Annotated in this window: 28 protein-coding genes and 3 pseudogenes; 10 read left to right on the forward strand and 21 right to left on the reverse strand. The window is 70.1% G+C overall.

Annotated elements, in window-relative coordinates; all coding sequences use genetic code 11:
- Window positions 1–4 precede the first annotated feature (4 nt).
- Both AB1578_10095 and AB1578_10100 read left to right on the forward strand, forming a co-directional pair.
- Complete coding sequence (locus AB1578_10095; protein MEW6488247.1) at window positions 5–145, forward strand: diguanylate cyclase; 141 nt, start codon at window positions 5–7, stop codon at window positions 143–145.
- Window positions 146–284: 139 nt separating this feature from the next.
- Window positions 285–500 carry a hypothetical protein gene (locus AB1578_10100; protein MEW6488248.1) on the forward strand — a complete coding sequence of 72 codons (216 nt, stop codon included), beginning with the start codon at window positions 285–287 and terminating at the stop codon, window positions 498–500.
- A gap of 562 nt (window positions 501–1,062) precedes the next feature.
- Here AB1578_10100 and AB1578_10105 read toward each other — a convergent pair.
- The 5 genes from AB1578_10105 to AB1578_10125 form a co-directional block, all read right to left on the reverse strand.
- Window positions 1,063–2,430, reverse strand: a complete 1,368-nt coding sequence (locus AB1578_10105; GenBank protein MEW6488249.1) for an NAD-dependent succinate-semialdehyde dehydrogenase — start codon at window positions 2,428–2,430, stop codon at window positions 1,063–1,065.
- Between the two features lie 287 nt (window positions 2,431–2,717).
- Window positions 2,718–3,455 carry a 1-phosphofructokinase family hexose kinase gene (locus tag AB1578_10110; GenBank protein ID MEW6488250.1) on the reverse strand — a complete coding sequence of 246 codons (738 nt, stop codon included), beginning with the start codon at window positions 3,453–3,455 and terminating at the stop codon, window positions 2,718–2,720.
- Window positions 3,456–3,468: 13 nt separating this feature from the next.
- Window positions 3,469–3,627, reverse strand: coding sequence for a desulfoferrodoxin FeS4 iron-binding domain-containing protein (locus AB1578_10115; GenBank protein ID MEW6488251.1), 159 nt, complete (start codon window positions 3,625–3,627; stop codon window positions 3,469–3,471).
- 48 nt (window positions 3,628–3,675) lie between these two features.
- Entirely contained in the window at window positions 3,676–3,984 is a 309-nt protein-coding gene (locus AB1578_10120) for a hypothetical protein (protein ID MEW6488252.1), read from the reverse strand.
- Window positions 3,985–4,060: 76 nt separating this feature from the next.
- Window positions 4,061–4,357, reverse strand: a complete 297-nt coding sequence (locus AB1578_10125) for a DUF2934 domain-containing protein (GenBank protein MEW6488253.1) — start codon at window positions 4,355–4,357, stop codon at window positions 4,061–4,063.
- Between the two features lie 459 nt (window positions 4,358–4,816).
- Here AB1578_10125 and AB1578_10130 point away from each other — a divergent pair, with 459 nt between their 5' ends.
- Together AB1578_10130 and AB1578_10135 are read left to right on the forward strand one after the other, a co-directional pair.
- Window positions 4,817–5,143: a hypothetical protein gene (locus tag AB1578_10130; GenBank protein MEW6488254.1), complete on the forward strand. Its 327-nt coding sequence runs from the start codon at window positions 4,817–4,819 to the stop codon at window positions 5,141–5,143.
- Between the two features lie 40 nt (window positions 5,144–5,183).
- Complete coding sequence (locus tag AB1578_10135; GenBank protein ID MEW6488255.1) at window positions 5,184–5,897, forward strand: rubredoxin-like domain-containing protein; 714 nt, start codon at window positions 5,184–5,186, stop codon at window positions 5,895–5,897.
- Between the two features lie 19 nt (window positions 5,898–5,916).
- On the opposite strand, the gene AB1578_10140 is transcribed toward AB1578_10135, so the two are convergent.
- From AB1578_10140 to AB1578_10160, 5 genes are all read right to left on the reverse strand, one after another.
- On the reverse strand, window positions 5,917–6,333 hold the full coding sequence (locus AB1578_10140; GenBank protein MEW6488256.1) for a hemerythrin domain-containing protein: 417 nt from the start codon (window positions 6,331–6,333) through the stop codon (window positions 5,917–5,919).
- Window positions 6,334–6,453: 120 nt separating this feature from the next.
- Complete coding sequence (locus AB1578_10145) at window positions 6,454–6,969, reverse strand: type 1 glutamine amidotransferase domain-containing protein (GenBank protein MEW6488257.1); 516 nt, start codon at window positions 6,967–6,969, stop codon at window positions 6,454–6,456.
- A gap of 103 nt (window positions 6,970–7,072) precedes the next feature.
- Window positions 7,073–7,375: a ferritin family protein gene (locus AB1578_10150; protein MEW6488258.1), complete on the reverse strand. Its 303-nt coding sequence runs from the start codon at window positions 7,373–7,375 to the stop codon at window positions 7,073–7,075.
- 36 nt (window positions 7,376–7,411) lie between these two features.
- Window positions 7,412–7,729 (reverse strand): hypothetical protein, encoded by a 318-nt coding sequence (locus AB1578_10155; protein MEW6488259.1) that lies wholly within the window; start codon window positions 7,727–7,729, stop codon window positions 7,412–7,414.
- Between the two features lie 162 nt (window positions 7,730–7,891).
- A complete protein-coding gene (locus tag AB1578_10160) occupies window positions 7,892–9,178 on the reverse strand; it encodes a hypothetical protein (protein ID MEW6488260.1) in 1,287 nt (428 codons plus the stop codon).
- Window positions 9,179–9,525: 347 nt separating this feature from the next.
- On the opposite strand from AB1578_10160, the gene AB1578_10165 reads away from it, so the two are divergent.
- Window positions 9,526–10,536, forward strand: coding sequence for a glyceraldehyde 3-phosphate dehydrogenase NAD-binding domain-containing protein (locus AB1578_10165; GenBank protein MEW6488261.1), 1,011 nt, complete (start codon window positions 9,526–9,528; stop codon window positions 10,534–10,536).
- Between the two features lie 64 nt (window positions 10,537–10,600).
- Here AB1578_10165 and AB1578_10170 read toward each other — a convergent pair whose 3' ends face one another.
- A complete protein-coding gene (locus AB1578_10170; protein MEW6488262.1) occupies window positions 10,601–10,870 on the reverse strand; it encodes a coiled coil domain-containing protein in 270 nt (89 codons plus the stop codon).
- A 381-nt stretch (window positions 10,871–11,251) separates the two neighbouring features.
- Here AB1578_10170 and AB1578_10175 point away from each other — a divergent pair.
- Window positions 11,252–11,419, forward strand: a pseudogene (locus AB1578_10175) (MgtC/SapB family protein).
- Window positions 11,420–11,511: 92 nt separating this feature from the next.
- Here AB1578_10175 and AB1578_10180 read toward each other — a convergent pair.
- The 10 genes and pseudogenes from AB1578_10180 to AB1578_10225 form a co-directional block, all read right to left on the reverse strand.
- The gene (locus AB1578_10180) at window positions 11,512–11,766 is read right to left on the reverse strand and encodes a hypothetical protein (protein MEW6488263.1); all 255 of its coding nucleotides are present in this window, start codon (window positions 11,764–11,766) and stop codon (window positions 11,512–11,514) included.
- Window positions 11,767–11,831: 65 nt separating this feature from the next.
- A complete protein-coding gene (locus AB1578_10185; protein ID MEW6488264.1) occupies window positions 11,832–13,040 on the reverse strand; it encodes an FprA family A-type flavoprotein in 1,209 nt (402 codons plus the stop codon).
- 81 nt (window positions 13,041–13,121) lie between these two features.
- Window positions 13,122–13,766: a response regulator transcription factor gene (locus AB1578_10190; protein MEW6488265.1), complete on the reverse strand. Its 645-nt coding sequence runs from the start codon at window positions 13,764–13,766 to the stop codon at window positions 13,122–13,124.
- Window positions 13,767–13,880: 114 nt separating this feature from the next.
- Window positions 13,881–14,402: an HPP family protein gene (locus tag AB1578_10195; GenBank protein ID MEW6488266.1), complete on the reverse strand. Its 522-nt coding sequence runs from the start codon at window positions 14,400–14,402 to the stop codon at window positions 13,881–13,883.
- Window positions 14,399–14,812 carry a hypothetical protein gene (locus tag AB1578_10200; GenBank protein ID MEW6488267.1) on the reverse strand — a complete coding sequence of 138 codons (414 nt, stop codon included), beginning with the start codon at window positions 14,810–14,812 and terminating at the stop codon, window positions 14,399–14,401. The genes AB1578_10195 and AB1578_10200 overlap by 4 nt, the downstream gene beginning before the upstream one ends.
- Before the next feature lie 17 nt (window positions 14,813–14,829).
- A complete protein-coding gene (locus AB1578_10205) occupies window positions 14,830–15,567 on the reverse strand; it encodes a PRC-barrel domain-containing protein (protein MEW6488268.1) in 738 nt (245 codons plus the stop codon).
- A 19-nt stretch (window positions 15,568–15,586) separates the two neighbouring features.
- Window positions 15,587–17,644 (reverse strand): annotated as a pseudogene (gene ppsA, locus AB1578_10210) (phosphoenolpyruvate synthase).
- 258 nt (window positions 17,645–17,902) lie between these two features.
- A complete protein-coding gene (locus tag AB1578_10215) occupies window positions 17,903–18,373 on the reverse strand; it encodes a hypothetical protein (GenBank protein MEW6488269.1) in 471 nt (156 codons plus the stop codon).
- A gap of 209 nt (window positions 18,374–18,582) precedes the next feature.
- On the reverse strand, window positions 18,583–19,764 hold the full coding sequence (locus tag AB1578_10220) for a site-2 protease family protein (GenBank protein MEW6488270.1): 1,182 nt from the start codon (window positions 19,762–19,764) through the stop codon (window positions 18,583–18,585).
- 89 nt (window positions 19,765–19,853) lie between these two features.
- Window positions 19,854–20,039: a ferredoxin gene (locus AB1578_10225; protein MEW6488271.1), complete on the reverse strand. Its 186-nt coding sequence runs from the start codon at window positions 20,037–20,039 to the stop codon at window positions 19,854–19,856.
- A gap of 163 nt (window positions 20,040–20,202) precedes the next feature.
- Between AB1578_10225 and AB1578_10230 the strand changes: the two are divergent.
- The 4 genes and pseudogenes from AB1578_10230 to AB1578_10245 form a co-directional block, all read left to right on the forward strand.
- Window positions 20,203–20,577 (forward strand): annotated as a pseudogene (locus tag AB1578_10230) (cation diffusion facilitator family transporter).
- A gap of 562 nt (window positions 20,578–21,139) precedes the next feature.
- Window positions 21,140–22,549 carry a peptidase S10 gene (locus AB1578_10235; protein MEW6488272.1) on the forward strand — a complete coding sequence of 470 codons (1,410 nt, stop codon included), beginning with the start codon at window positions 21,140–21,142 and terminating at the stop codon, window positions 22,547–22,549.
- An 882-nt stretch (window positions 22,550–23,431) separates the two neighbouring features.
- On the forward strand, window positions 23,432–23,881 hold the full coding sequence (locus AB1578_10240; protein MEW6488273.1) for a protein tyrosine phosphatase family protein: 450 nt from the start codon (window positions 23,432–23,434) through the stop codon (window positions 23,879–23,881).
- A 15-nt stretch (window positions 23,882–23,896) separates the two neighbouring features.
- Window positions 23,897–25,015: MBL fold metallo-hydrolase (locus AB1578_10245; GenBank protein ID MEW6488274.1), on the forward strand; the 1,119-nt coding region annotated here is incomplete at its 3' end.

Below are 25,015 nucleotides of genomic sequence, written 5' to 3' on the forward strand. Positions count from 1 at the left end.
GGCGATTCGGGCGGAGACGCGGACAGTGGACCTGGCGGCCCGCTACGGGGGGGAGGAGTTCGTTGTGATCCTCCCCTCCACGGACGGACGGGAAGCCCGCTTCCTCGCCGAACGCATCCGCAAGCGGTTCGACTGCTCGTGCTGATCAACTGGGCCTGGGACTACAGCGTGTACCAGCGGGCGGCTCGGGTGGTGTTTCCCTCCAACCCCGAAGTGCTGCTCCGGCCTCCTCCCGGAGGAGCCCACCCCGCCGGGAGCGTCGACCTCCCGGGATCGGAGAGACCATGGCGGCGACCTGGACCAGAGACCCGGCCTCCACCGAGGGGCCCGTGACCCTCGAGGCAAGCCAACGGGGGGCGACCCTGAGGGTGGTCGAGCGGGGCAACCACTGGTTCGCCTCGGTGACCTTCCCCGACGGCACCCAGTGGTCCCAGGCGTGCCGGACCGAGGAGGAAGCCAAGACCCTGGCCCTGCGGGCGGCGGAGGCCCCCCAGGAGTAAGAAGCCCGGAGCCGGAGTCCATCGCGAGGCTGCGCCTCAGGCCGTCGAGGCGTGGGCGGGCCGGGGGCCTCCCCTGCGGCGGCGCTGGAGGCAGCGCCCGGCGGGGACTGCCTGTCTGAACGGGTATTTCGAGGAGCCTCTCGGCTCAATCGGGCTTCAAGCCGTGGACGGCTTCCGCCGGCGCCAGTACCTTCGTTGCCAAGGACCTTGCCCGTCTCGGGAGAAACCCGCGAGCGCAGGCGTCTGCCCCCCACGCGCCGCCCGGATCGACACCGGGCCCGGAGGCTCCCATGGCCAAGCTGCCCCAGACGTTTCGCTTCTTGGGGGCGGGCTGGGCGATCCTGCACCTGGTCGCCATCCCGCTGGTTTTCTACCTCGGCTGCCTCTACTGCAGGCTTCGTTGACCGCGGGCGCCCGGCCCCGGGAAAGGAGAGACCGCGTGGACGTCGACCGCATCACCGTGGATCAGGTGCAGGCCTGGGTCGACGCGGGCCGGCCGGTGGCGCCCAAGCCAGCGGGGTGAGGAGCCGCGGGGAGCCCGCCGGGGCGAAGACGCCGTGCTTCACGCCACCCAGACGGACTTGATGTTCACGAACTCCCGGATGCCGAAGCCGGAGAGCTCGCGGCCGTAGCCGCTCTGCTTGATGCCGCCGAAGGGCAGGCGGGGGTCGGAGCGCACGCTGGCGTTGACGAAGCAGCAGCCGGCCTCGAGCTCCTCGGCGGCCAGGCGCTCGCCCGCGGCCGGGGAGCCGGTGAAGACCGCGGCACCCAGGCCGAAAGCGGTGTCGTTGGCCATCCGGAGCGCCTCCTCGTCGTCCCTCGCCACCAGCACGGCGGCCACCGGTCCGAAGAGCTCCTCCTCGTAGGCCGGCATTCCCGGCGTCACCTCGGTGAGCACCGTGGCCGGGTAGAAGAAGCCGGGACCCGAGGGGAAACGTCCCCCCAGCAGGCAGCGGGCGCCCCGCTTGGTGCTCTCCATGACCTGCCCATGGAGGCGGTCTCGCAGGTCCCCACGGGCCAGGGGTCCGAGCTCGGTCTCCTCCCGGAGGGGATCCCCCGCCCGGACCGCCTCCATTCGTTCGACAACGCGCGCCTCGAACTGCGCCCGCACGGCCTCGACCACGATGAGCCGCTTGGCAGCGATGCAGCTCTGGCCCGAATTGGTCAACCGGCTCTTCACGCAGATCCTCGCGGCTTCGTCTACGTCCGCGTCCGCCAGGACCACGTAGGGATCGCTCCCCCCGAGCTCCAGCACCGTTTTCTTCAGGGCCTGCCCGGCTTGGCGGGCCACTTCCCGGCCGGCGCGGACGCTGCCCGTCAGGGTGACGCCCTTCACCCGGGGGTCCTCGATCAGTCCGGGCACGTGCTCCACCGGCACGAGGAGCGAGCGGAAGAGCCCCTCCGGGAAGCCGGCCTCTCGAAACAGCTCCTCCAGGGCCAGGGCGCAGCCGGGCACGTTGGGGGCGTGCTTGAGGAGCGCGGCGTTGCCGGCCATCAGGTTCGGGGCGGCGAAACGGAGCACCTGCCAGAAAGGGAAGTTCCAGGGCATGATGGCCAGGATCACGCCCAGGGGCTGGAAGCTCACGAAGCTGCGGGAGGCATCGGTGGCCACCGCTTGGGGGGCGAGCTGGGAAGGGCCGTGCTCCGCGTAGTAATCGCAAACCCAGGCACACTTTTCTGCCTCGGCGCGCCCCGAGCGGACCGGCTTGCCCATCTCCACGGCCATGAGCCGGGCATACTCACCGGCCCGGTTTCGCAGCAGCCGGGCCGCCTCCCGGAGGCACCGGGTGCGATCGGCGAAGTCGGAGCGGCGCCAGCCCCGAAAGGCCTCGCGGGCCCCTCCGACCGCGCGCTCGACCTCGTCGGAGGTAGCCGCAGAGTAGGAGTCAACCGGCTCTCCCGTGCAGGGGTTGACTGACGTGAAGGTCAAAGCGGCCTCCTTCCTAACAACGCTCCGGCAGCACCCATGGGACGGGGCTCGCCCCTCCGGAGCGGCGGGCGAGCCTTGCCGCGCGGGAGCCGCCTGCCGATCCATCCACCCGGCGTACCTGCGGGCCCTGGGCAGCTCCCCCTCCAGCCGCGGCCTTCCAGCGAGGGGGAAGCTGGAACGGGAGCCACCGCTCCGGGGGGAGATCGGAAGGGTAGAAGGGGCCTCTCCAGTGCTCGTAGTGCCACCCGGAGGTGCCGATCCGGAGGCGGGACCGGAGCGCTGCCACGCTAGCCGCACAGCTGCCGGAAGAGGGCTTCGGTCTCTTCCTTCCGGCAGAGCTCGGTGCCCGGAGTCGCCAGCGCCGCCGTGCCCGCGGCCACCCCGAAGCAGAAGGCCTCCTCCACCGGCCGCTCCCGGGCCAGCGCCAGGACCATTCCCGCCACGAAGCTGTCGCCGGCCCCCACGTCGCTGCGGATCTCGACCTCGGGCGCCCGCACGCGCCGGTGCCCGCCCTCCCAGGTGAGGAGGGCGCCCTCGGAACCCAGGCTCAGCGCCAGCACCCGGCATCCCCCCCTCTCCACCACTTCCCGGCTGGCCTCCCGGAGGGCCTCCTCGCCTTCCAGGCGGCTCCCCACCAGGGACTCAAGCTCCGCCCGATTGGGCTTGGCCAGGTAGACCCCGTGCTCCAGGGCCTCTGCCAAGGCCGGGCCCGACGTGTCCAACACCATGCGGGCTCCCGACCTGGCGGCCACTCGGGCGACTCGGGCCCAGAAGTCCTCGGGAGCCCCGGGAGGAAGGCTGCCGCTCCCCACCAGGTAGTCCGGGATCGGAGCCCAGGCGGCCAGGAGCTCGAGGCAGCGGCGCCACTCCTCCTCCCCGAGCTCCGGGCCCGGGAGCACCAGCCGGTACTCGCGGCCCGACTCGGCCTCCAGGACCACCAGGCTCTCCCGGACCTCTCCGGAGATCGCCACCGGGTAGTGCTCCAGGCCCTCGTCGGCGAGCATCCGCCCCAGGGCCTCTCCCATCACGCCTATCCCCTCAGGGGCCGGAGGGGGTGGCCGGTGCGGGCTGGAACTCGTCCCCCAGCGCCTTCATCGGTTCGCCGCAGCACACCAGCTCCCCGTCCCCGCTCTCCAGGACGCGCACCTTGTTGCCGCAGACCTCGCACAAGTAGGCTTCTCCCACTCTGGTCGCCATCGCTTGCCTCCTTTCTCGCCCCCCGGAGACGGAGGGCTGCCGCCTGCGTCACGCCCGCCCCGCCGGCTCGCGCCCCCGCCCCAGGAGCAGGTCGCCGTACTCGCGGTTCGCCGCCACCTGTTCGTTGTGCCACCGCCCGCCGGCCTTCTCGTTGGCGTGGTGCCAGAGCTCCAGGGCCTTGCGGTACCAATAGAGGGAGCGCTCGGTCTCCTCTCGTCCGGCCGCGTGGCGGGCCAGCCGCAGGTAGTCCCGAGCGTCCGCTGCGAGGAAGTGGGGGTGGTGGAGCAAGACTCGATCCACCTCCGGTGCGAGAGGCGCCACGTCCTTGGGGACACGGGCGCAGGCAACTTCGTTCATGCCGTTCTCCTTTGGTTTCGTTGGAGGTTTCGCTTGCCCGCGAAAGAGGGCCCCGGTGCGAGAGAACTCCACCCGCCTAAGCCTTGCCTGCAGGCGCGGCCTGCATGGCGAGGGATTGGTCCACCTCGGCCTCGGCCTCCAGCCAGTCCTGCTCCGGGCTGCCGCCGAGGAAGCCCCGGCGCTCCGCCCTGTAGTAGGCGGCCTGGCGGATCATCCGCTCCCGATCCAGGGCGTGGGTCCCGCCGGTGGAGGCTGCGGGTGCTTGCGCCTTGCGGGCGCGGGGCGTAGCTGCCTTGCGAACCCGCTGGGCCGGCGAGGTCTTGGCAGGGGCTTGGGCCTGGCCTTCGTCGGCGGTCTTCCTGAAAGGTGCCATCTGCGTCTCCTTGGGGGAAGTGGATGGGTCGGACAGGAGCCGAATCCGGAAGCCTGGCGCCGGGCGGGAGCGGGGACGGGAGCCCCAACCTTCCCGAGCGGGGGAAGATTTCCCGCCGTCGCCCCTTCTCGCCGCCCCCGACCGCGGTGCCGCGCCCCGGCATTCGGCCTCCCATCCGGGCAAGACTATACCCGACTGCCCGCGCCGAGCGGAGTCATCCCGGAGCGAATTGGACCAACGGCCACGACCTTTATCCGAGGGGTTCACGGGCCCCATGGCCGGGCTCCGGTCGCAGGGCCTTCCACCAGCCGTTTGGGTAATTTCGCTATCCCAAGGGGTCAAAGTCGGGGAGCACGCTTGAATTGTTCGCCGCAGCGGGGAAGGGTTGAAGGACACGCCGGGAGCGTCCCGGGCGCCAGGGGGGACTGCCTCGAAGAAATGGGACAGGAAGGAGCACCCATGGCCAAGAGGATGGAAGACTGGGATGCCGGGCAGTTCTACGCGGCCTTCCACGGCGCCGCCGAGAAGGCCGCCGACGCGAAGTTCCGAGAGAAGTTCGAGGCGCTGGCCAAGGCCATCGAGCCCCTCCAGCGGGAGTTTGCCCGGCAGACCGCCAAGTGCGGCCCGGAGATCGGCTCGCTGATGGAGGATCTGCAGTGGATCGCCGCCAAGATGGGGTACTGCGAGAAGCCCCGGGGGTTCGAGAGGGAGTGCGAAGACCTCTACCGCAGGCTGTGCCAGGCCATCGCCAAGGTCAACTCCCTGCGGGACACCTGCTTCGTGTGACGCGCCGCCGGCGAGGCGCCACCGGGTCCCAGGAGGCACCGTGAGCTCGGAACAGTTCGTCTGCCTGGTCTGCGGGTACAACATGGTCGGGGCGCGCCCCGACCGTTGCCCCTTCTGCGGCGCCACCCCCGACCGGTTCCTCACCAGCGAGGAGTGCTCCGCCCGCTACCGGGTGGTGGCGACTCCCGTGGCCGAGGGGGTCTTCCAGCTGCGCTCCACGCCGGAGCTGGGGCTGGAGCATGCCGCCTACCGGGTGGAGACGGGGCGTCGGATCTGGTGGATCGACTGCCCGGCGAGCTTCGACCGGAGCCTGCCGCCCGCGGACGTGATCACCTTCACCCACCACCACTTCCTCGGGGCGTCCAACCAGTACCGTGAGCACTTCGGGTGCGAGGTGCGGATCCACCAGCTCGACTCCGGCCACGACCTGTGCCGGGGCTTCCCCTTCGACCGCCCCTTCGTCGCCGACTTCGTGGAGGACGGGATCGAGGCGATCCACCGCGACGGCCACACCCCCGGCTTCAGCTTCTACCGCTTCGAGGGGGTGCTCTTCTCCTGCGACTACGTCTTCCTCAAGGGCGGCCGGATGGAGTTCAACCCCTTCGGCCCGGCGGAGGAGACCCGCCGGGGCGCCCAGCGCCTCCTCGCCGCCGTGGACGGCCGGGGCCTGCACACGGTCTGCGGCTACCGGGAGGTGACGCCCTTCGACACCTGGCGCCGGCAGTTGGGGGCCTTGCTGGAGAGCGGCCGCTGAGCGAGTCTCTCTCGACCCGTCACTTCGCTTCGCCGGAGGCCTTGCCCGCTGCGCCGGTCACGAACGGCAGATACTCCCGGTCCAGCCCCACCACGTGCCCCAATATCCAGCTCTGGAGGCCGTGGACCTCCTCCAGGGAGAGCCGGTCTTCGGAGGCGGACGCCTCCGCCTGCCGCAGCCGCTCGACGAACCGGCGGTGCTGGACCCGCTGCTGCACCAGGTTCGGGTAGCGGACCCCTTCCAGCAGGCTCTCCTCGGCGCAGAAGTGATGGAGGGCGTGCTGTCGCACCGCCGCGAGGGCGCGGAGATTCGTCCCCTCCCCTTCCCCTGCCAGGGACTCCTCCAGCTTGGCCAGGAGGACGAAGATCTCCCGGTGCTGCCGATCCATCTCGTCCACGCCCAGGGCGTACTCGGGCTTCCAGGCAAACACGGTCATGGGCTGCCAGCCCCCATAAGGAAACTCGACTGACCTTGACAGCTCCGAGAGAGGCGTAGGGCGGGACTTGCCCCGCCAAGCCGTTTCATCCCCTCGGGGTAATCGAAGGTCATGGGCAACTCAGTCCAGCGCCTCGATCAGGGTGCGGCAGAAGGCCGGGAGGTCGTCGGGCTTGCGGGAGGTGATGAGGTTGCCGTCCCGGACCACCTCCTGGTCCACCCACTCTGCCCCAGCGTTGACCAGATCGTCCTTGATGGCGAAGAAGCTCGTCACCTTGCGCCCCTTCAGGATCCCGGCCGAGGCGAGCATCCACCCCGCGTGGCAGATGGCCGCCACCACCTTGCCCTGGTCGTGCATCTCCCTCACGAAGGCCACCATGGCGGGTACGCGGCGCATGTGGTCCGGGGCATAGCCGCCCGGGATCACCAGGGCGTCGAAGTGCCCGACCTTGGCCTTGTCCACCGCCAGGTCCGCCTTGGCCGGCATGCCGTGCTTGCTGTGGTAGGTGTCGGCCCGGGGCGCGATCGCGGTCACCTCCGCCCCCTCCTCGCGCAGGCGCTGGTAGGGGTACCAGAACTCCTGGTCCTCGTAGAGGTTCTCCAAGAAGAGAGCCACCTTCCTTCCCTTGAGGCGCATGTTCCACGCTCCTCCCTTCCCGGCCGGCCCGGCCGCCCCCGCGCACCTACGGGCGGCGGGATCGGGGGGTCCGGCCTCAGGCTCTACAGTCCGGCCTCAGGCTCTACTTGTGCTCTTCCATCATTTCCTCCACCTCCTCTGCGCCCTCGGCGTAGAAGCCCTGCTCGTCCGGGGCCAGGTGGTGGAGCAGGCGGAGGAACTCGCCCGCGTGGATCTTCTCCTCGTCGGCCACGTCCCGCAGCACTTCCTGAGCCAGGGCGTCGTCCGTGGACTCGGCCAGCTGCACGTAGAGCTGGATGGCCTCGTACTCGGCGGCGATGCTGTAGCGGATCGCGCGGATCAGCTCTTCCTTGGTCAGCGTGCGGTCGGCCTGGTTCCCCGCGAAGGGGTTGGCGAACTCGGGCATGGCCGTCTTCTCCTCTCGCTCGTGGAAGGACCCCCCTCAGGGGCCGTCCGCCGGTTCGTCCCCTCCCCCGGGCGGGGGGGGCCGGGAGAGGGAGGAGAGTTCCACCTTCACGATCGGCACGGGCCGCAGGGCCGATGCCGAGACCCGGCCCCGGTACTCGATCCCGTGGCTGAGACAGCCCAGGAGCGGGTCGAAGCGCGCCGGCAGGAACCCGATCCCCGCTCCCTGCTCGTCCACCACCAGCAGGCGCCCTCCAACGGTCGCGTTCGCCACCCGCACCCGGGTTCCCTGGGCCGGAACCCCTTTCCCGGACAGGAAGTAGTCACACGCTGGAACGTCCTCGAGCTTGGACACCTCGACTGTCTTTGGGCAGGGGCGAGACTCCGGGTCGCTGGGCACGGGGAAGTCCTCACGCGGGCAGGGAATCGCGACCACTTGAGCTTAGCGGGGTGTGGAGCGCAGGGTAAGCGCCGGATGGAAGCAATGGAAAGATCCGGTAACGGAATTACCCGATCGTTACCGCCCCTCCCCCGGGCACAGGACGCGCAGGACGGAGTCCATGGCCCGGAGGCCCTGCCGTGCCCCGGCCCGCTCCCCCGGGGACAGTGCTTCCCGGCGGCGGTGCAGCCGCTCCACCTCCTCCGTCACGGCGGCTATCGCCCCGGCCACGTCCAGGTCGTCGTTGAGCCGCTCCCGGAAGCGCCGCTCCAGGGCCCCCATCTCTTCGGGGGCGTCGGAGCCGGAGGCCTGTGCCAGCCCCAGCTCCGCCACCCGGCGCAGGAGCTCCGAGCGCCGCGCCGCGTCGCGGTCCAATCCCTCCCGGGTCAGGTCCAGCGGCTGCCGGTAGTGGGTCGACAGGAGATGGAGGCGCACATCCTCGGGGGCGCGACCCTCGGCCAAGGGCTCCTCCAGGTACACGACGTTGCCCCGGCTCTTGGACATCTTCGCCCCGTCCACCAGCAGGTGCTCCCCGTGGAGCCAGAACGGGCAGAACCGGGAACCCGACACGGCCTCCACCACGGCGATGGTGTAGTCGTGGTGGCGGTAGAGGTTGTCCACGCCGCCGCAGGCGAGGTCGATTTCGAAGCCCAGGTGCTGGGTGATCATCGCCGCGTCCTGCACGTTCCAGGCGGGCCGGCCCTCCCCCAGGGCGGTCTGCCAGCGGGCCTCCGGCGGGTCGCCCTCCCTCGCCCGGTGCCACAGGATGAAGTCGCCCAGGTTCCACCGCTGGCCCGGGTAGGTGTCCCGGCGGAAGCGTCGCTTCTTCCGGGGCCAACGGGTCATGTCCAGCCCATAGAGCCGCCCGAAGCCCGGGAATTTCAGCGGATCATAGAAGACGTCGCCCCGGTGCCAGTAGGCGACCCCCTGGTCCAGGAGGCCCTGGATCAGCCGCGCCGCTTGCTCGACGCTGGTGGAGGCCCGGGCAACGTGCTCGGGGAGCCAGATCCCCAGGAGCCCGCACTCCTGGCGGAACCTCTGGGCCACCGGCCCGGTGACCTCCTCCAGGCTCACGCCGCCTTCCTGGGCCTCCTCGAGGGCCTTGTCCTCCACGTCGGTGTAGTTGAGCAGGCGCTCCACGCGATACCCCAGATACTGCAGGTAGCGGTGCAGCACGTCCTCGTAGAGGTACGTCCGGTAGTTCCCCAGGTGCTGCCGGCGGTAGATGGAGGGGCCGCAGGTGAAGAGGCGCACCACGCCTGGTTCCCGCGGCCGGAAGCGCTCCTTGCTCCGGGTCATGGTGTTGGTGAGGTGGAGCTCCTGGTCGGCTCCCGGGCCGGTCTGCCGCTGGGGAGAGCCGCTCACGGGCAAGGCTCCGGGGCGGCCGTGTGCACCGGGTGGGAGCGCGGCCGGTACCGGGTCTCGAAGCTGGCGAAGAATCATGGGGCTTCCTCGCGGCAAACCTCGTTGCGAACTGCTGCGTCCCCTGGCTCTTAGCAAACACCGGGGCTCTGTCAACCCTGCCGGCCGCCGCGGCTGCCTTGCCCTCGTCTTCGCGGCCCCCGTTGACCTCCGCCCGCCCCATCGGGGAAATCTTTGGCCCATCCGGTCCAAAGCCTCGGGCGGCCCTGGCCCCCCTTCCTGGTTGGGCTACCTTCCAGACGAAAGGTGGCACTCGGAAACTGCGCAGGGGACGGGAGTGAGGACAGACCATGGCGAACGTGGCGATCAACGGGTTGGGGCGCATCGGCAGGGCGACCTTCAAGATCCTCCAGGAGACCGAGGGCCTGGACCTGGTGGCGGTGAACGACCTGATGCCCCGGGAGCAAATCCCCTACCTCCTCCGCCACGACAGCGTCTACCGGCGCTACGACCGCCCCGTGGAGCTCGAAGGTGACCGCCTTCGCACCGAGCGGGGCACCTGCCGCATCTTCAGCGAAGAGGACCCCGCGGCACTCCCCTGGGCCGACCTGGGGGTGCACCTGGTCTTCGAGTGCACCGGGGCCTTCACCCGGAAGGAAGACGCGGAAAGGCACCTGCGCGCGGGAGCCGGCAGGGTGATCCTCTCGGCCCCGGCCAAGGGAGAGGGCATCCCCACGGTGGTGCACGGGGTCAACCGCGCCGACCCGGCCGGGCAGATCGTCTCCTGCGCCAGCTGCACGACCAACTGCATCACGCCCGTGGTGGAGGTCTTGAAGCGCAGGGTGGGCGTGGAGCGGGCGATCATGTCCACGACCCACGCCTACACCTCGACCCAGGCCATCCTCGACGCACCGGCCAAGAAGGTGCGCCGGGGCCGGGCCGGAGCGATCAACCTGGTCCCCACCGAGACCGGCGCCGCCCGGGCCACCACCCGGGTGCTCACCGATCTCGCAGGGCGCTTCGACGGCGTGGCCATCCGCGCCCCGGTGCCGGTGGGCTCCCTCGCCTGCGTCGTCGCCGTGACCTCCCGGCGCACCAGGGCGGAGGAGGTCAACGCCATCTTCGCGGAGGAGGCCGAGACCGACCGCTACCGCGGCATCGTGGGGACCACCCGGGAGCCCCTGGTCTCCACCGACATCGTGGGCGACTCCCGGGCCTGCGTCGTGGACCTGGAGATGACCCAGGTGGTGGACGGGACCCTGGTCCAGGTCTTGGCCTGGTACGACAACGAGTGGGGGTACGCCAGCCAGATGGTCCGGGAGGCCTCCCGCCTTCTGGAGGAGAGGTTCGCGCCGCTTTGAGCCCTAGAATCCTTGAGGACCTGGAATCTCAAACCGCTCCACGAGGCGAGCGCCTCCGCGTTTCCTACCACTTGAACCGGGCTGAAGCCGCCCGCACCGCTTCCCCGAGGGTGTGTAGCGCGCTCTCCGCATCTGCCTTCAGCTCCTCCCAGGCACTCTTCCCCGAGGCCTGAAGCTCCTCCAACCGCGTCTTCGCGTCGCGCTGCTTCTGGCGAAGCTCCTCGACCTGCTCCAGGTAGCCCGCCTGCGCCTCCGCCTCGGCCTTGTCCGCCTTGGCTTTCAGGTGGTCGATCTTGGCGCTCCACTCGTCGATTTGTGCCTTCAGCTTCTTCAAGGTGGGAGAGCCTCGGTCTCCTTCCGTACCGTCCCTGCAGGAGGGCCGCCGTCCCCGAACGGCGGGACCCCTCCGGCCCCGGCCGGCCGTCGACACGTGGTCCGAGCGCCAGGCCGCGACGGACAACGCCTACGAAGGAGGGGCCGTCTGGGTGAACAACAACCTGCAGGTGCGCTACTGATACCCCAGGCCCCCGGCGGCGCACTAGGCGCCTGCCTTGGTCGGTGTCGAACCACCGGCCAGGTGGGCCCCCGCCCAAGAGAGGTGACCCATGCCCTTCGAGCTCCACTCCTCCGCCTTCGCCCATCAGGGGGCCATCCCCGCCAAGCACACCTGCCATGGGGCCGACATCTCACCGCCCCTGGATTGGTCTGGCCCCCGGTCTTAGCCGCGGCCTTGGGGGGCTTGGTGGGCATGGAGCGGGAGGTCCACGGTCACTGGGCGGGGCTGCGAACCCACATGCTGGTCGCCATGGGTGCGGCGCTCTTTGTCCTGGGAGCGATCCGCACCATGCCGGCAGCGGACGTGAGCCGGGTCGTTCAGGGCGTGGCCATCGGCAACCCACCCCGACTGGCGAAGAAGGGCCGCCCTGGTAAGGCCCTGGGCCCGAGGCGAAGCGGCCTCCTGCCCCTAACCCCGCGTCACACCTGTTCCCCTCCCACCCGCGCCGCGCTCTCGCGCACCGCTTCCACGTCCCGAGCGGTGAAGGCGGTCTCGAAGCCGCAGCGCGGGCACTCCATCACCCGGCCCGGCAGCACCTCGGCCAGCGGCCACGCAAACTTGACCTTGCACCGGGGGCACTCGATATCGACGGTCACCATGGTGCGCCCTCCCGTGAGGATGGTGGGAAGCGAGGGCCGCCGGACCGCGTCGTGCCGGCGCAGCAGCAAGGCCATCGGCGAGGCGAAGCGCCTCCTGCCAAGGATCGGCCGCTGAGATCCGCGAGTGGCCGCGGCGAGAGTCAGGCGTCCGACGGTCTCTGCACGCGTGCAGCCAGGTTCTGGGCGAGCCGGGTGAGCCCCTCGAAGTCCTCGGGCTTGGGAGAGAAGCGGGCTTCGACCACCGGCTCCACCAGCTCCCACTCCGCCCGCCCCGCCCACTCCCGCACCCCCTTGACCCCTCCGCCGCTCCACCCGTAGGTCCCGAAGATCCCCAGGACGTGGTTGCGGACCCGCTTGCTCTCCAGGTAGCGCAGCACGTCCTCCACCGGCGGGAAGATCCCCAGATTGTAGGTGGGCGTGCCGACCACCAGGCCCCTGACCCGCCACAGATCGCGAAGGATATAGGAGAGGTGGGACCTCGAGACGTCGTGCACCCGGATGTCGCGGATGCCCTCCTCCACCAGGCGTCTGGCCAGGAACTCCATCATCCGCTCGCCATCGGCGTACATGGTGCCGTAGGCCACCACGACGCCCGGCGCCACCTCGTGGCGGCTCCAGCGGTCGAAGAGCTCCAGGGGGCGAGCGGGGTCCTGCCGCCACACCAACCCGTGGGCGGGGGCGATGACGGCCACGTCCAGGCCGCGGACGCGCCCCAGGGCCTTGGCCACCATGGGCCCGAACTTCCCGAGGACGTTGGAGAAATAGCGCAGCATCTCGTCTTCGAAGAAGCCCCGGTCCGGTGCATCTTCGTCGAAGATCCCCCCTTCGAGGTTGCCGTAGCCCCCGAAGACGTCGCCGGTGAAGAGCACCCGGGTCCGGGGGTCGTAGGTGAGCATGGTCTCGGGCCAGTGGACCATGGGGGTGAGGAAGAACCGCAGCTTGCGTCCGCCCAGGTCGAGCTCGGACCCCTCCTCCACGATGCGGACGGCATCCGTCACCCCATGGAGGTGCTCCAGGAACTCCGCCGTCTTGCGATTGCCCACCACCTGCAGGCCCGGGAACATCTCCAGCAGGGCCCGAACGGCACCGGAGTGATCGGGTTCGATGTGGTTGATCACCAGGTAGTCGAGGGTGCGCCCCTCGGGCAACAGGTCCCGCACGGTGCGGACGAAGTGCGGGAAGTACAGACCCTTGACCGCGTCGATGAGCGCCACCTTCCGGTCTGCGATCAGGTAGGCGTTGTAGGCCATGCCGTGCGGCAGCGGCCACAGGGACTCGAAGAGCCGGGTGTCCCGGTCGTTCACGCCGACCCAGAAGGTATCCTCGGCGATGGGAATGCCGGGCTTCATGCCATTGCTCCTCCCTGCTCACGAGCCTCGCGGCGACCCGGGGTGTCGAAGTGGAGACTCGGGGGAAAGGCGGGGAGCAGATCAGGTGGAGCGCACCGGCACCACCAAGCCCAGCTCCAGGGACCGGATCGCCGCCTCGGTGCGGTTGGTCGCCCCGAGCTTCTCGTACACCTGCATGAGGTCGTGTTTCACCGTCTGCTCCGACACGAAGAGCCGGTCGGCCAGCTCGGCGTTGGTGCAGCCCTCGCACAGGCCCTTCAACAGGTTCGCCTCCCGCTGCGAGATCTGCCGGAGCAACGCGGCGCGGTCGCGCCGCAGCTTGCGGTCCACCAGGTACTCGGACTGGACGTACTCGCCCCGGTAGACCGCCTTGACGATACGGACCAACTCATCGAAGGAGACGTCCTTGACCACGTACCCCTCGACCCCGGCCCGCATGGCCTTGGTCACTTTGAAGTCTTCGCCGTGCATGGAGAGGATGAGCACCTTGCTCCCCGGAGCCCGGTCCCGGACGAGGCGAGTCGCCTCCACGCCGTCCATGTCCGGCATGGACAGGTCCATCAGCACCACGTCCGGCCGGTGCTCCGTGCAGAGCAGCACCGCCTCCCTGCCCCCGTTGGCGCACCCCACAACTTCGATCTCCGGGTCGGCGTCCAGCACCCGCTGGAAGCACTGGCGAAGCAGCCGTTGGTCGTCTGCGATGAGCACCCGGATGGGCATGGGCATCCCCCTTCTTCGGAAGTCCCTTCGGCAGGTGGGTGAACCTACCGCGCGCCGGAACTTCGTCAACCCGTCTCACGAAGGAGTTCTGGCCGCACCGGGGCGGCGTCCCTTCGGGGGTCAGGACCTCCCACTCCGGAAGCGAGCCAGCAGCCAGAGCGTGGCGCGCTCGAGGGAGACCAGGAACGCTACCATGAACAGGGCGAAGAGGAAGAGGACCAGGTTGGTCGCGTCCGCACCGCGAAACGCGAAGCCCAGGGAGGTGGCCACCGCGGGAGGATGGACCGCGTCCAGGAAGATGACGCAGACGATGGTGGCCACCATCGCCGCGCCCCCCGACAGGTAGCCGGTGCCAAAGGTCAAGTAGCTCACGAATCCTGCGAGGGCAGCGACCAGATGTGCCAGGATCAGGGTGCGCACGGCATTGGCCCCGTGCTCCGGGTCGAGATAGATGAGGAAGGCGCTGGAGGCCAGGGAGGAGAAGAGGAGGCGCTGGCGGGCAAAGACCTCGACGAGGAGCAGCACCGCGAGGATGGTCACCGTGGGCAGGCTGGCCAGAACGAGCTCGTCCTTCCAGGTGAGGCGCCGGCGGCGAACCCGGGCCGCGCCCTGGAGCGGATCGAGGCTGGTGAATCGCCTCACGGCGCGGGGCTCGCCAACCGAGGGACGAGCACCCCCGTTCGAGCCGATCCGGCAGCTCGCAGGACCCCTCCGGCAGCCATGCCCGGGGCCCTCAGGGGGAGGCACGGGTCCTTGTCCAGCAAGCTCTCGTGCTTGTCGCCGAGGAACCCGCACGGCATGGGCTCCTGGCCCACCTGGATGTGGAAGAGGGAGGCGGTCGTCTCCGGGGTCGTCGCCGTGCGCTCCGGGGCATCGGCGGCCGACTTCTCGGCCAGGTCCTCGGGGATCTCCCAGGCCAGCTCCGCGAGCTCCTCCATGTCGTCCGCCCGCGCGATGTCGCGCACGCGGCCCTCGTCCAGGGCCAGGGACGGCCCTGCCGCCACCGCGGTTCCCAGCGCGGCGAGGACGCACGCTCGTTTGCAGGGCCCCATCGCCGCCTCCTCTCGGTTCACCTCCAGTAGGGGGGCTTCCCGTAGAACCCGTACAATTGTGTCTCGTAGTGCCGATTCAGGGGCCTGCCGGGGTCCCACTCGGGGCTTTCCCGGATGGCTTCTGACGGCAGGTCCACCGCCGCCTCTTCTTTGGCCCAGTCCACCGCTCTCACCCACGAGGGCGCCACCAGCACCTTGCGTCCTGGGAGCCAGTTGCGGGTATCCACGACGAGGTAGCGGACAACCCAGGTTTCCTCCTCCACCACGAAGTCCTCGACGTGGCCAACCTCCTCGTCGGTGGCGGGGATGCGGTAGCCGGCCACCTCCTCGGTGGAGCGCAGGCACCGGTCTTCGCGGCCGGGGGTCCGGTCTAGGGTCTCGGGGGCCTTCTCCCAGGCCAGGCGCAGGGCCTGGGGCGTGCGGTAGGCGCCCCAGAGGCCCGTTCCAGGCCAATAGTAGGGCAAGTGGTAGAAGTCCAGGTACTGGAGCTCGCGCCGGCGCGAGACCGGGGCGTGCTCGTCCAGGGGCGGACTGTGCTCCACCTCGCCCTTGGTGAGGGTCACGGGGAGCGCCTTCTCGACGTGCCGGGGCGCTTCCAGGAACAAGGGGGAGACCAGGACCTTCCGGCCCGTGTCCACCACCAGGTAGCGCAGCGCCCAGTCCCGGTCGTCGAAGAGGAAGTCCTTGCACGTGCCCAGACGGCCGTCCACGGCTTCCAGGGCGTACCCCTTCAATTCGCTCGCGGTGCACAGCATGGGAGGTTTCCTTCCCGGGTCAGGTTTGCGGGGGCCGCCCCTCGGCCTCCGCGGTCACACGCTTGACCGCCAGGAAGCTGTCGGGAGAGACGGAGACCGAGTCGATCCCGGCGCCCACCAGGAACCCGGCGAACTCGGGGTGGTCCGAGGGGGCTTGCCGTTCTCGAACCCCATCTCCTCGCGCACCATGCGGACGGCCTCGCACTCCAGGTCGAAGCCCTGCCGGTACCCTTCGCTGTAGTACCGGCTCGCCCCACGCCAGCCGAGCATGGGGTTTTCCTCCCTGGGCTCGAAGGCCGCTCCCCCCAGAAGACCCGCGTACTCGTTGGTCTTGAAGTCGCTCATCCGCACGATCACCGGCTTGGGGTGGCGCGAGGCCGCGATGCGGGCGATGCCCCGGGCCAGGGTCTCCACGAAGTAACGGCTCGGGTCCTCGTAGGCCCGGGTCAGCTCCCGGATCCGGCGGCGCTCCTCCTTGTCCTTCACCGCCCCAGGCCGGACCAGGGCCAGGGGATGCACCCGGATGAGGTTGCCGATGATGAACTCCATGCGGGCCAGCCCCACGCCGTCCGCAGGCAGCCGCCACCACCGGAAGGAGGCGGCGTGGTCGGCCAGGTTGAGCATCACCTCGGTCCGGGTGTGGGGGATGGAGGAGAGATCCACGTCCTCCACATCGAATTCGGCGATGCCCCGGTAGACGAACCCCTTGTCGCCCTCGGCGCAGGAGACCGTCACCTCGGCCCCGTCCTCCAGGACCTCGGTGGCGTCGCCGGTGCCCACCACGGCGGGCAGCCCCAGCTCCCGGCTCACAATGGCGGCGTGGGAGGTGCGCCCCCCGTGGTCGGTGACGATGGCCGAGGCCCGCTTCATCAGGGGGACCCAGTCGGGGTCGGTCATCCCCGTGACCAGCACGCCGCCCTTCTCGAACCGGTCCCGCTGGGTCGGGTCGTCCAGCCGGCAGACCTTGCCGGTGGCCACCGCGTCCCCCACGCTCAGGCCGGTGACCAGGCGCTTGCCCTTCTTGCGCAGCCGGTAGGACTTGAGCTGCCCGGCTTCCCGGCGGGACTGGACGGTCTCCGGCCGGGCCTGGACGATCCAGAGCTCGCCGCTGTCGCCGTCCTTGGCCCACTCCAGGTCCACGGGGCCGGCCGTAGTGGTCTTCCACTAGGGCGGCCCAACGCGCCAGGGTCAGGATCTCGTCGTCCTCCAGGACGTAGCTCGCCCGCTCCCGCTTCGAGGTGGCCCGCAGGCGGGTGGTGCCCTTCCCCTTGCCCGCGTAGACCAGCTTCCGCCCTTTCTGCCCCAGGCTCTTCTCGAGGATGGGACGGTGGGCGCCGCCCAGCAGGGGCTTGAAGACCAGGTACTCGTCCGGGTCCACCGTGCCCTGCACCACGGTCTCCCCCAGCCCCCACGTCGCGTTGATCAGGACCGCCCGGGGAAATCCGGTCTCGGTGTCGATGGAGAACATCACCCCGGAGCCGGCTCGGTCGGCGCGCACCATCTGCTGCACCCCGACGGAGAGCGCCACCTCCAGATGATCGAAGCCGCGGTCTTCTCGGTAGGCGATGGCCCGGTCGGTGAAGAGGGAGGCGAAGCAGCGCCGGCAGGCGTCCAGGAGGGCCTCTTTCCCAGTCACGTTCAGGAAGGTCTCCTGCTGCCCGGCGAAGCTGGCGTCGGGGAGATCCTCGGCCGTGGCGCTGGAGCGCACCGCCACGTCCGGATCGTCTTGCCCCACCCGGGCGGCGAGGTCGTCGTAAGCCCTGGCAATCCCCTGGGCCACAGGGGCGGGCAACTCACCCTCGAGGAACATCTGCCGCACCGAGCGGCCGGCCTTGGACAGGGAGAGCTTGCCCCGCCGGTACCGGTCCAGGGTGCGCTCGAGCTTGTCCCCCAGGTCGTTGTGGTCCAGGAAGCGCCTGTAGGCCTCGGCCGTGGTGGCAAAGCCCGGCGGCACCGCCACCCCCTGCTGGCGCAGGGTGCGGATCATCTCGCCCAGGGAGGCGTTCTTCCCCCCCACCACCCCCACGTCGTCGGAGGAGACCTCCTCGAACCAGCGAATCCAGTTGTCTTCCGCCATCCCCTCCCACCCCTGCCGCTCCAACGAGTCGTAGAGCAGGGTCACCCCTCTCCCCCCCTCGGATTTTCGAGGGGTCCTTGGGAGAAGATACCCGAGGGGTCTGGCAGGTCCACGGGCGCGCCGGACTATTGAACAATCGGAGACAGGAAATATCCCTATGATCGGAACAGGGCCGGTCCCACGGGCCCTACACCTGGCCTACGGAACGCGCGGCTTCCCCAGCCGGCTGCTCCACGTGGGTTGGGCGACTTGCCGCAGTCAGGCCTTGGCCCGGCGCCACAGGTCGAACCAGCGCAGGAAGAGACCGGTGCCGACGCCCCAGGCGCCGTTGACGAGGAAGGCGGTCGCCAGCAGGGGAGCTCCCCAGCCCCCGCCCGCGGGACGGCCCTTGAGGGGCAGGACCACCAGCAGGGCCACCAGGGAGGGGAGGATGGCCCCGAAGAGGAAGGCGGCGACCCAGTAGCCGCCGCCCCGGGGGAAGCGGCGGTCGAGCATCCCGTAGGCGGCTCCCCACACCCCGCCCCAGCACGCCAGAGAGATGACCGCGGGCACCCCGAAGGGCCGGGTGGGAGCCATGGGGAAGGGCCCCATGGGGGCGATGCCCGCGCCCCAGAGCGCCGCCAGGGTGAGCTGGTGGAAGACCAGGGTGGCCAGAAACCCCGAGAGGAAGGCAAAGAGCCACCGGGAAGGCGAGGCGGCGGGAATCGCGGAAACGGTCGACCTGGGCATGGAGGCCTCCTCTTCTGTGCGCGCGCGTTCCAGGGCTCCGCGACCCCGGCGCCGCGGGGTGTGCCCCGCCCAGCGGAGCGCACCGACCCTGGTGGGCGAACCCGGCTGCGCCGGAACCGCCCACCCTACGACTGCGTCCCGGGATCATCCCATCACGGCACCCGCAAGATGTGCTCCGCGCAGCGGAGCACACAGGTCCCCTCGGGTCGTCAGGCCTCCAGGACCCGTTTGACCTCCAGGAGGCGGGCCAGGCCGGCCTTGGTGAGGATGCCCACCGTCCGCTCGCCCTCCATCACCAGCAGCCGCCCGGTGCCCTGGGCCGCCATCTGTTTGAGGGCGTCCGCCAGGGAGCGGTCCGGCGCGACCCGGTCCCCGTCGCCGAGCTCCACCATCAGCTGCCCGACCGTGATCTGGTCCCGCTCGGCCGGGTCGACGTGCTTCACGTTGCGCAGCGCGACGATCCCCACTACCCGCTCCCCGTCCCGCACCGGGAACCCCTTGTACCCGTAGTGGAGGAAGTAGCGGTCGATGAGCTCGGCCACGCTGAGGTCGGGGCTCACGGTGACCACGTCCTCCACCATCACGTCCCCGACCTTCACCCCTTCCAGGGACCGGCGCACCACCGTCTGCTGGTACTCCCCCTCGGCCACGGTGCGCAGGAACATGCCGATGAAGATGAACCACAGGCCGCCGAGCAGCGCTCCGGCGAAGATCTGCAAGGCGCCCAGCGCCATCAGGGTGTAGGCAAACCCCTTGCCTACGTCCGCCGCCCACCGGGTGGCCCTGGTCAGGGACCCGGTCTTCCACCAGATCACCGAGCGCAGGATGCGGCCCCCGTCCAGGGGGAAGCCGGGCACCAGGTTGAAAACGCCCAGGGCCAGGTTGATCCACGCCAGGTAGCGCAGCACCGTGGAGGCCAGGGAGGGCTCCCCCCGCGCGAGCGCCGTGTGCAGCCCCCAGAAGAGGGCGGCCAGGCCGAAGCTGCAGAGCGGCCCCACCGCAGCGACCCGCATCTCGGTCTGGGGGTCCCGGGCCTCCTCGGCAATCTGGGAGACCCCCCCGAACACGAACAGCGTGATGCCCGGCACCGGCATCCCGGCCCGCTGGGCCACGAAGGAGTGGGAGAGCTCGTGGGCCAGCACCGACGCGAAGAAGAGGAGCGTGGCCACCAAGCCGGCCGCCCAGTAGGAGCCGGGGCTCTGGTCCGGGTAGGTGCGCGGCAGGTAGCCGGCCGAGAGGCTCCACAGGATGAGGAGGAAGATGATCAGCCAGGAGGAGTGGACCCGGACCTCGATGCCCCGGACGGAGAAGAGCTTCACCCCGGGCCGCTCCCCCAGGGCGGCGTGCGGCGGCAAGGAGGAACCGGTATGCTGGGGGTGTGGGCCGTTCATGGGGAGGTACAGCCTCCCGGGCCGGGGGCCCGTGCAGGGGTGAGAGGCAGGAAGTGGAACGCTCCAGCGCGCCCCGTCTCGCCACCTGCTCAACGCTGGTAATGAATCACCTCCACCGGGCAGGCCTCCGCCGCCTCCACGATCCCGTCGTCCAGGGAGAGGTCCGCGCCCTTCTTCACCTCCGCGATGTCCCCTTCCAGTTGGAACACCTCGGGGCAGATCTCCACACAGGTCCCGCAAGCCGTGCAGGCGTCGTCCACCCAGACCTTCTTCATCGCGGCCTCCTCGTGCGGTTGCGGAGCCCCCATCGGGCCCCCGTTCTCCCACTTCTGGGCAGGCTACCCAAGCCCGGCGGGGGCCGATAGCGCCGCCGCCCCGATTTGGCCGCCCCGCTACCGCAATTATCCGAGAGTTCCTGTGGCGGAGGACCGAGGGGAGGCCCCCAGCCGGCGCTTCCCCTACGGCTATGGCCGGCTCGAAGACCTGGCCCGGGCGGCGGTGGTGCTGGCGGTCCTGGCCAGCGCCGCGCTGGCGGGCTACGAGTCGCTGGTGCGCCTGGCGCAGCCCCGCTCGGTCTCCCACCTGGGAGCCGTGGCGGGAGCGGCGCTGGTGGGGTTTGCCGGGAACGAGGCCGTAGCGCGCTACCGCATCCAGGTGGGCCGGGAGATCGCCAGCGCCGCCCTGGAGGCCGACGGCCCGCACGCCCGGGCCGACGGCCTGACCGGCCTCTCGGTCCTGCTGGGCGCCCTGGGCGTGCACCGGGGCTCCCCCCTGGCCGACCCGCTGGTGGGGCTCGCCATCACCCCCGCCATCGGGCGCAAAGGCAAAAAAGACCCCGACGCCAGGAGGATGGAACGTCGGGGCGAAGATCCTGCAGACCCTAGAATGCCTCCTGTTTATGAGCCTGTCCTGAGACGAGTCTTAAAACCCCATGAGAAGGGCCAGGGGCCGTGTCGCCCCCTCTCCGCGAGATTTCGGGGCTTCGGGGAGAACCAACGGAGAAATCCTTTGGCCTGTCGTTCATTCCGGCCGGCGCCCGGTTGGTCCCGCCTCGAGTCGGTCTATTCTCTCTGGTGCCCGGTCTCCTCCGCGACCGCCCCGCCGGCGGGACGACCGGACCCCCGGGGCACCCAGAGGGAAGCGAGGTCGACGACCATGACGAGAACGGGTTCGATGGAACGGCACACCGGCGGAAGCCAGGCGCACCCGGCCGGCGCTCGCGGTCGGGGAGGCACCGTGAGACCGGTACCGGCGGGCCGCGCCCTCTGGCTGCTGGGGGCCCTGCTCCTGGCCGGCGTGTTCGCCTGGGCCGAGGAGAAGCCGCTTCCCGAGGAGAAGGGCGCGCCCCCGCCCCCCCCTGGAGGAGCAGACCGCGGTGACCCGCCACACCGTGACGGTGGGCGGCGAGGAGCTCACGTACACGGCCACGGCCGGGACGATCCTGGTGGGAGGCGGGGAGGACGACGGTGCCGAGGTCAAGGCCTCCCTCTTCTATGTGGCCTACACCCTGGACGGCGCGGACGGGGCACAGCGCCCGGTGACCTTCGCCTTCAACGGCGGCCCGGGGTCCTCTTCCGTGTGGCTGCACCTGGGCCTGCTGGGCCCCCGCCGGGTGCACCTTCCCCCGGAGAGCCCGCCGGCTCCCCCTCCCTACCGGGTGCGGGAGAACGGGCACACCCTCCTGGCCCTGAGCGACCTGGTGTTCCTAGACCCGGTGTCCACCGGCTACAGCCGCGCCGCTCCCGGGGAGGACCCCAAGGCGTTCCACGGAGTGGAGGGCGACGTCGCGTCGGTGGGCCGCTTCCTGCGCCGCTACGTGACCCGGTTCCGGCGCTGGGCTTCCCCCAAGTTCCTGATCGGCGAGAGCTACGGCTCCGCCCGGGCAGTGGGACTGGCCGCCCACCTGCAAGACCGCTACGGCATGGACGTGAACGGCGTCCTGCTGATCTCCCCGGCCCTGGACTTCCAGACCCTTGCCTTCGACCCGGGCAACGACCTCCCCTACCTCCTGGTCCTGCCCAGCTACGCCGCCGTGGCCGGCTACCACGGGCGGCTCCCTCCGGAGCTGGCAGCAGACCTCCCGGGCACCCTGCGGGAGGTGGAGTCCTTCGCCCTCGGGGAGTACGCGCGGGCCCTGGTGCGCGGGTCCTCCCTGCCGCCCGCAGAGCGGCGCACCGTAGTCGAGAAGCTCTCCCGCTTCACCGGCCTCGCCCCGGAGTATGTGGAGCGGAGCGACCTGCGAGTGCCGGTCCACCGTTTCTGCCAGGAGCTCCTGCGGGACCGGCGGCGGGTGGTGGGGCGCTTCGACGGCCGCTCCACGGGCATCTCCCCCGACCCGGTGGCCGCCCACGCGCCCTACGACCCGAGCTACGGGGCCGTGCTGGGGGCGTTCTCCGGGGCGTTCAAGGACTACGTGCGGCGCGAGCTGGCCTTCGAGACCCAGGTCCCCTACGAGATCCTCAACGCCCGCCGCGTCCAGCCCTGGGACTACGGGCCCTACCAGAACCGGTACGTCAGCCTCTCCGCCACCCTGCGCCGCGCCCTGGCGGAGAGGCCCTTCCTGCGCGTGTTCTTGGCCAGCGGGCGCTACGACCTGGCCACCCCCTACCTCTGCGCCCGCTACACCGTGGAGCACCTGAATCTGGAACCCGCCCAGGCGCGCAACCTCACCCTGGCCGTCTACGAGGGGGGGCACATGATGTACACCGACCCTGCCGCGCGGGAGCGGCTCGCCGGCGACCTGGCCGCCTTCGTGCGCGACTCCGTCCCACACGGGGAGGACTGACTCCGCGCCAGGATCCGGATCTCTCCAGCCCTTCGGGGCGAGATTGGAGATAGCGGCGCGTCACCGACCGGGGCGCGCATGCACGAGCTCTCCGGAGACTTCGCGGGCGTGAGCGTCGGCAAAGCCCCGTCCCCTTGACCGCCCGAAGGTCACCTTGCCCGAAACCCGTCGCACAGGGTCACGCCCGGGCTCGGGGTCGTTGCCGCCGGGTCTACCATCTCTTCGTCCTCCCGATGACGCGGGCGACCGCCTCGGGCGCCGCCCCTCGACGCCTTCCCCCAGGGGCTCGCGGCGTCTGACTGAAGCACCATCCTCTGCCCTCTCTGCATCTTGTTGCCTACCTCCAAACAGAAAACTCCCTTCGGGCACATGTATCCCCGGAGCGAAAGCGGTCAACCCTGTGCCAGAAGAACAAATATCTGGACTGGCGGCAACCACGGGGAGGTCGAGCCGAAACCCATTATGAAACTGCCAGCTTAGACCGGCTTCACACGAATGGATGCTTATCGTGCCAGATCGGCTAATACGGCTCGGAAGCCTCCTGGGAGACAAAGAACATTTCCGTCTTTCTCTGTTCACGCTGTTCGAGGGTCGAACAGGATGCTTCAGCTTACAGTCGGAATCGACTTTTTCCATCGCTTGCAGAATTTTTGGACCATCGTATACGGTCACTACCCGAACGGTGAAAAATGCAGTTGCCCGCGAGACGTCGGTTCATTGGGCCGGTATAGTCAGGTCGCTGGGTCTCCCCAGCCGTGGGCGCGGTGCAGAGGTCCACGCCCACGGTCATCGTGGCGCTCCACGCCGCTTCCTCGACGCGGAGAGCGAGGGGGCAGCGCCGGCCTGGAAGATCCGTCTCCAACCGCACAGAGGAGGTTTGCCATGCCCGAGCGAGTCCAGATCAACGATCAGATCACGGTGGGCGCCCAACCTTCGGAGGCGGAGCTCAAAGCCATGGCCGACGAGGGAACCCGGACCGTGATCAACCTTCGCACCGCAGGCGAATCCATGCAGCGCATGCCCCCTGAGGAGGAAGGGGAAGTGGTGCGGCGCTTCGGGATGGAGTACGTGCACGTGCCGGTCTCCATGGAGGACGCGGACGCCGAGTTGGTGGACGGCTTCCGCGCCGTGCTCGACCGGGTGCCCAAGCCGGTCTACGTACACTGCCGGCTCGGAAAGCGGGCTGGGGCGTTCGTGATGATGGACCAGGCCGTGGAGAAGGGCCTGAGCGGAAAGAAGACGATTCAAAGAGCCGAGGAGATGGGCTTCGAGTGCGAAGAGGAGGCCCTGGCCGGGTTCGTTCGGGACTACGTCGACGCACGCGCCGGCTGAGAAAGGGGACCGGTCATGGCAGACAAACTGTTTCTGGAGGTGGTGCGCTCCCCGGGGCTGGCCCATCTCTCATACCTGGTGGGCCACGGCGGCCTGGCGGCGGTGATCGACGCACGCCGGGACGGCGAGCCCTACCTGGAGCTGGCCCGCGCACACGGGTGCCGGATCGCCCACCTTTTCGAGACCCACCGCAACGAGGACTACGTCACCGGCTCGGTGGAGCTCGCACGGCGCACCGGGGCCGAGATCCACCACGGCAGCGGACTGGACTGGGGTTTCGGCCGCGAGGTGACCGAGGGCGACGAGTTCCGGCTCGGCGACATCCGCCTCCGGGTGCTCGCGACCCCGGGGCACACCGACGAGAGCATCTCTCTGACCCTGGCCGACGCCGCGTTCTCCGAGGAGCCGGTGGCGGTCTTCACCGGCGACGCCCTCTTCCTCGGCGACGTGGGGCGAACGGACTTCTACCCGGAGCGGGCGCGCGAGGTGGCGGCGCTCCTCCATCACAGCCTCTTCGAGAAACTCCTGCCCCTGGGCGACCACGTGCTGCTCTACCCGGCCCACGGCGCGGGCTCGGTGTGCGGCAGCGGCATGGCCTCCCGGGAGTTTTCCACCCTGGGGTACGAGCGGCGCTTCAACCCGGCCCTGCAGGTGGCGGATCGGGACGTGTTCATCGAACGCAAGCTCGCCGAGCGCCATATGCAGCCTCCGTACTTTCGGCTCATGGAGCACTACAACCAGCACGGCGACGCCCCTGCCCTGGCAGGGCTTCTGGAACCCCGGGTGCTGACTCCCGACGAGTTCCAACAGGCCCTGGACAGGGGCGCCGTCGCCCTCGACGTGCGCGAGCCGGAGGCGTTCGCCGGCTCGTTCCTGCCGGGATCGATCCACATCCCAAAAGACATGCTCGCCGCCTATGCCGGCTGGCTGCTGCCCTTCGACCGGGACCTGGTGCTGGTCCCCACCGAACCCGCCGACGTGGTTGCGGCCCTAAAGCCCTTGCGCCGCATCGGCTACGACCGGGTGACCGGCTACCTGGGCGGCGGGATGCACGCCTGGGAGACTACGGGGCGCGAGCTCGACGCCGTCGGGGTGGTGACCGCCCGCCAGCTCCAGGACGCCCTGGCCGACGAC

This window comes from Thermodesulfobacteriota bacterium, from assembly GCA_040756475.1.
Classification (GTDB): domain Bacteria; phylum Desulfobacterota; class Deferrisomatia; order Deferrisomatales; family JACRMM01; genus JBFLZB01.

Bases quoted from the DNA above. Each gene is read 5' to 3' on its own strand.
- AB1578_10190 (MEW6488265.1), bottom strand. From the start codon at position 13,766: ATGCCCATGCCCATCCGGGTGCTCATCGCAGACGACCAACGGCTGCTT.
- AB1578_10205 (MEW6488268.1), bottom strand. From the start codon at position 15,567: ATGCTGTGCACCGCGAGCGAATTGAAGGGGTACGCCCTGGAAGCCGTG.
- AB1578_10120 (MEW6488252.1), bottom strand. From the start codon at position 3,984: ATGAACGAAGTTGCCTGCGCCCGTGTCCCCAAGGACGTGGCGCCTCTC.
- AB1578_10150 (MEW6488258.1), bottom strand. From the start codon at position 7,375: ATGCCCGAGTTCGCCAACCCCTTCGCGGGGAACCAGGCCGACCGCACG.
- AB1578_10165 (MEW6488261.1), top strand. From the start codon at position 9,526: ATGGCGAACGTGGCGATCAACGGGTTGGGGCGCATCGGCAGGGCGACC.
- AB1578_10200 (MEW6488267.1), bottom strand. From the start codon at position 14,812: ATGGGGCCCTGCAAACGAGCGTGCGTCCTCGCCGCGCTGGGAACCGCG.
- AB1578_10145 (MEW6488257.1), bottom strand. From the start codon at position 6,969: ATGCGCCTCAAGGGAAGGAAGGTGGCTCTCTTCTTGGAGAACCTCTAC.
- AB1578_10215 (MEW6488269.1), bottom strand. From the start codon at position 18,373: ATGCCCAGGTCGACCGTTTCCGCGATTCCCGCCGCCTCGCCTTCCCGG.
- AB1578_10220 (MEW6488270.1), bottom strand. From the start codon at position 19,764: ATGAACGGCCCACACCCCCAGCATACCGGTTCCTCCTTGCCGCCGCAC.
- AB1578_10100 (MEW6488248.1), top strand. From the start codon at position 285: ATGGCGGCGACCTGGACCAGAGACCCGGCCTCCACCGAGGGGCCCGTG.
- AB1578_10225 (MEW6488271.1), bottom strand. From the start codon at position 20,039: ATGAAGAAGGTCTGGGTGGACGACGCCTGCACGGCTTGCGGGACCTGT.
- AB1578_10240 (MEW6488273.1), top strand. From the start codon at position 23,432: ATGCCCGAGCGAGTCCAGATCAACGATCAGATCACGGTGGGCGCCCAA.
- AB1578_10185 (MEW6488264.1), bottom strand. From the start codon at position 13,040: ATGAAGCCCGGCATTCCCATCGCCGAGGATACCTTCTGGGTCGGCGTG.
- AB1578_10110 (MEW6488250.1), bottom strand. From the start codon at position 3,455: ATGGGAGAGGCCCTGGGGCGGATGCTCGCCGACGAGGGCCTGGAGCAC.
- AB1578_10115 (MEW6488251.1), bottom strand. From the start codon at position 3,627: ATGGCGACCAGAGTGGGAGAAGCCTACTTGTGCGAGGTCTGCGGCAAC.
- AB1578_10125 (MEW6488253.1), bottom strand. From the start codon at position 4,357: ATGGCACCTTTCAGGAAGACCGCCGACGAAGGCCAGGCCCAAGCCCCT.
- AB1578_10180 (MEW6488263.1), bottom strand. From the start codon at position 11,766: ATGGCCTTGCTGCTGCGCCGGCACGACGCGGTCCGGCGGCCCTCGCTT.
- AB1578_10140 (MEW6488256.1), bottom strand. From the start codon at position 6,333: ATGACCGTGTTTGCCTGGAAGCCCGAGTACGCCCTGGGCGTGGACGAG.
- AB1578_10130 (MEW6488254.1), top strand. From the start codon at position 4,817: ATGGCCAAGAGGATGGAAGACTGGGATGCCGGGCAGTTCTACGCGGCC.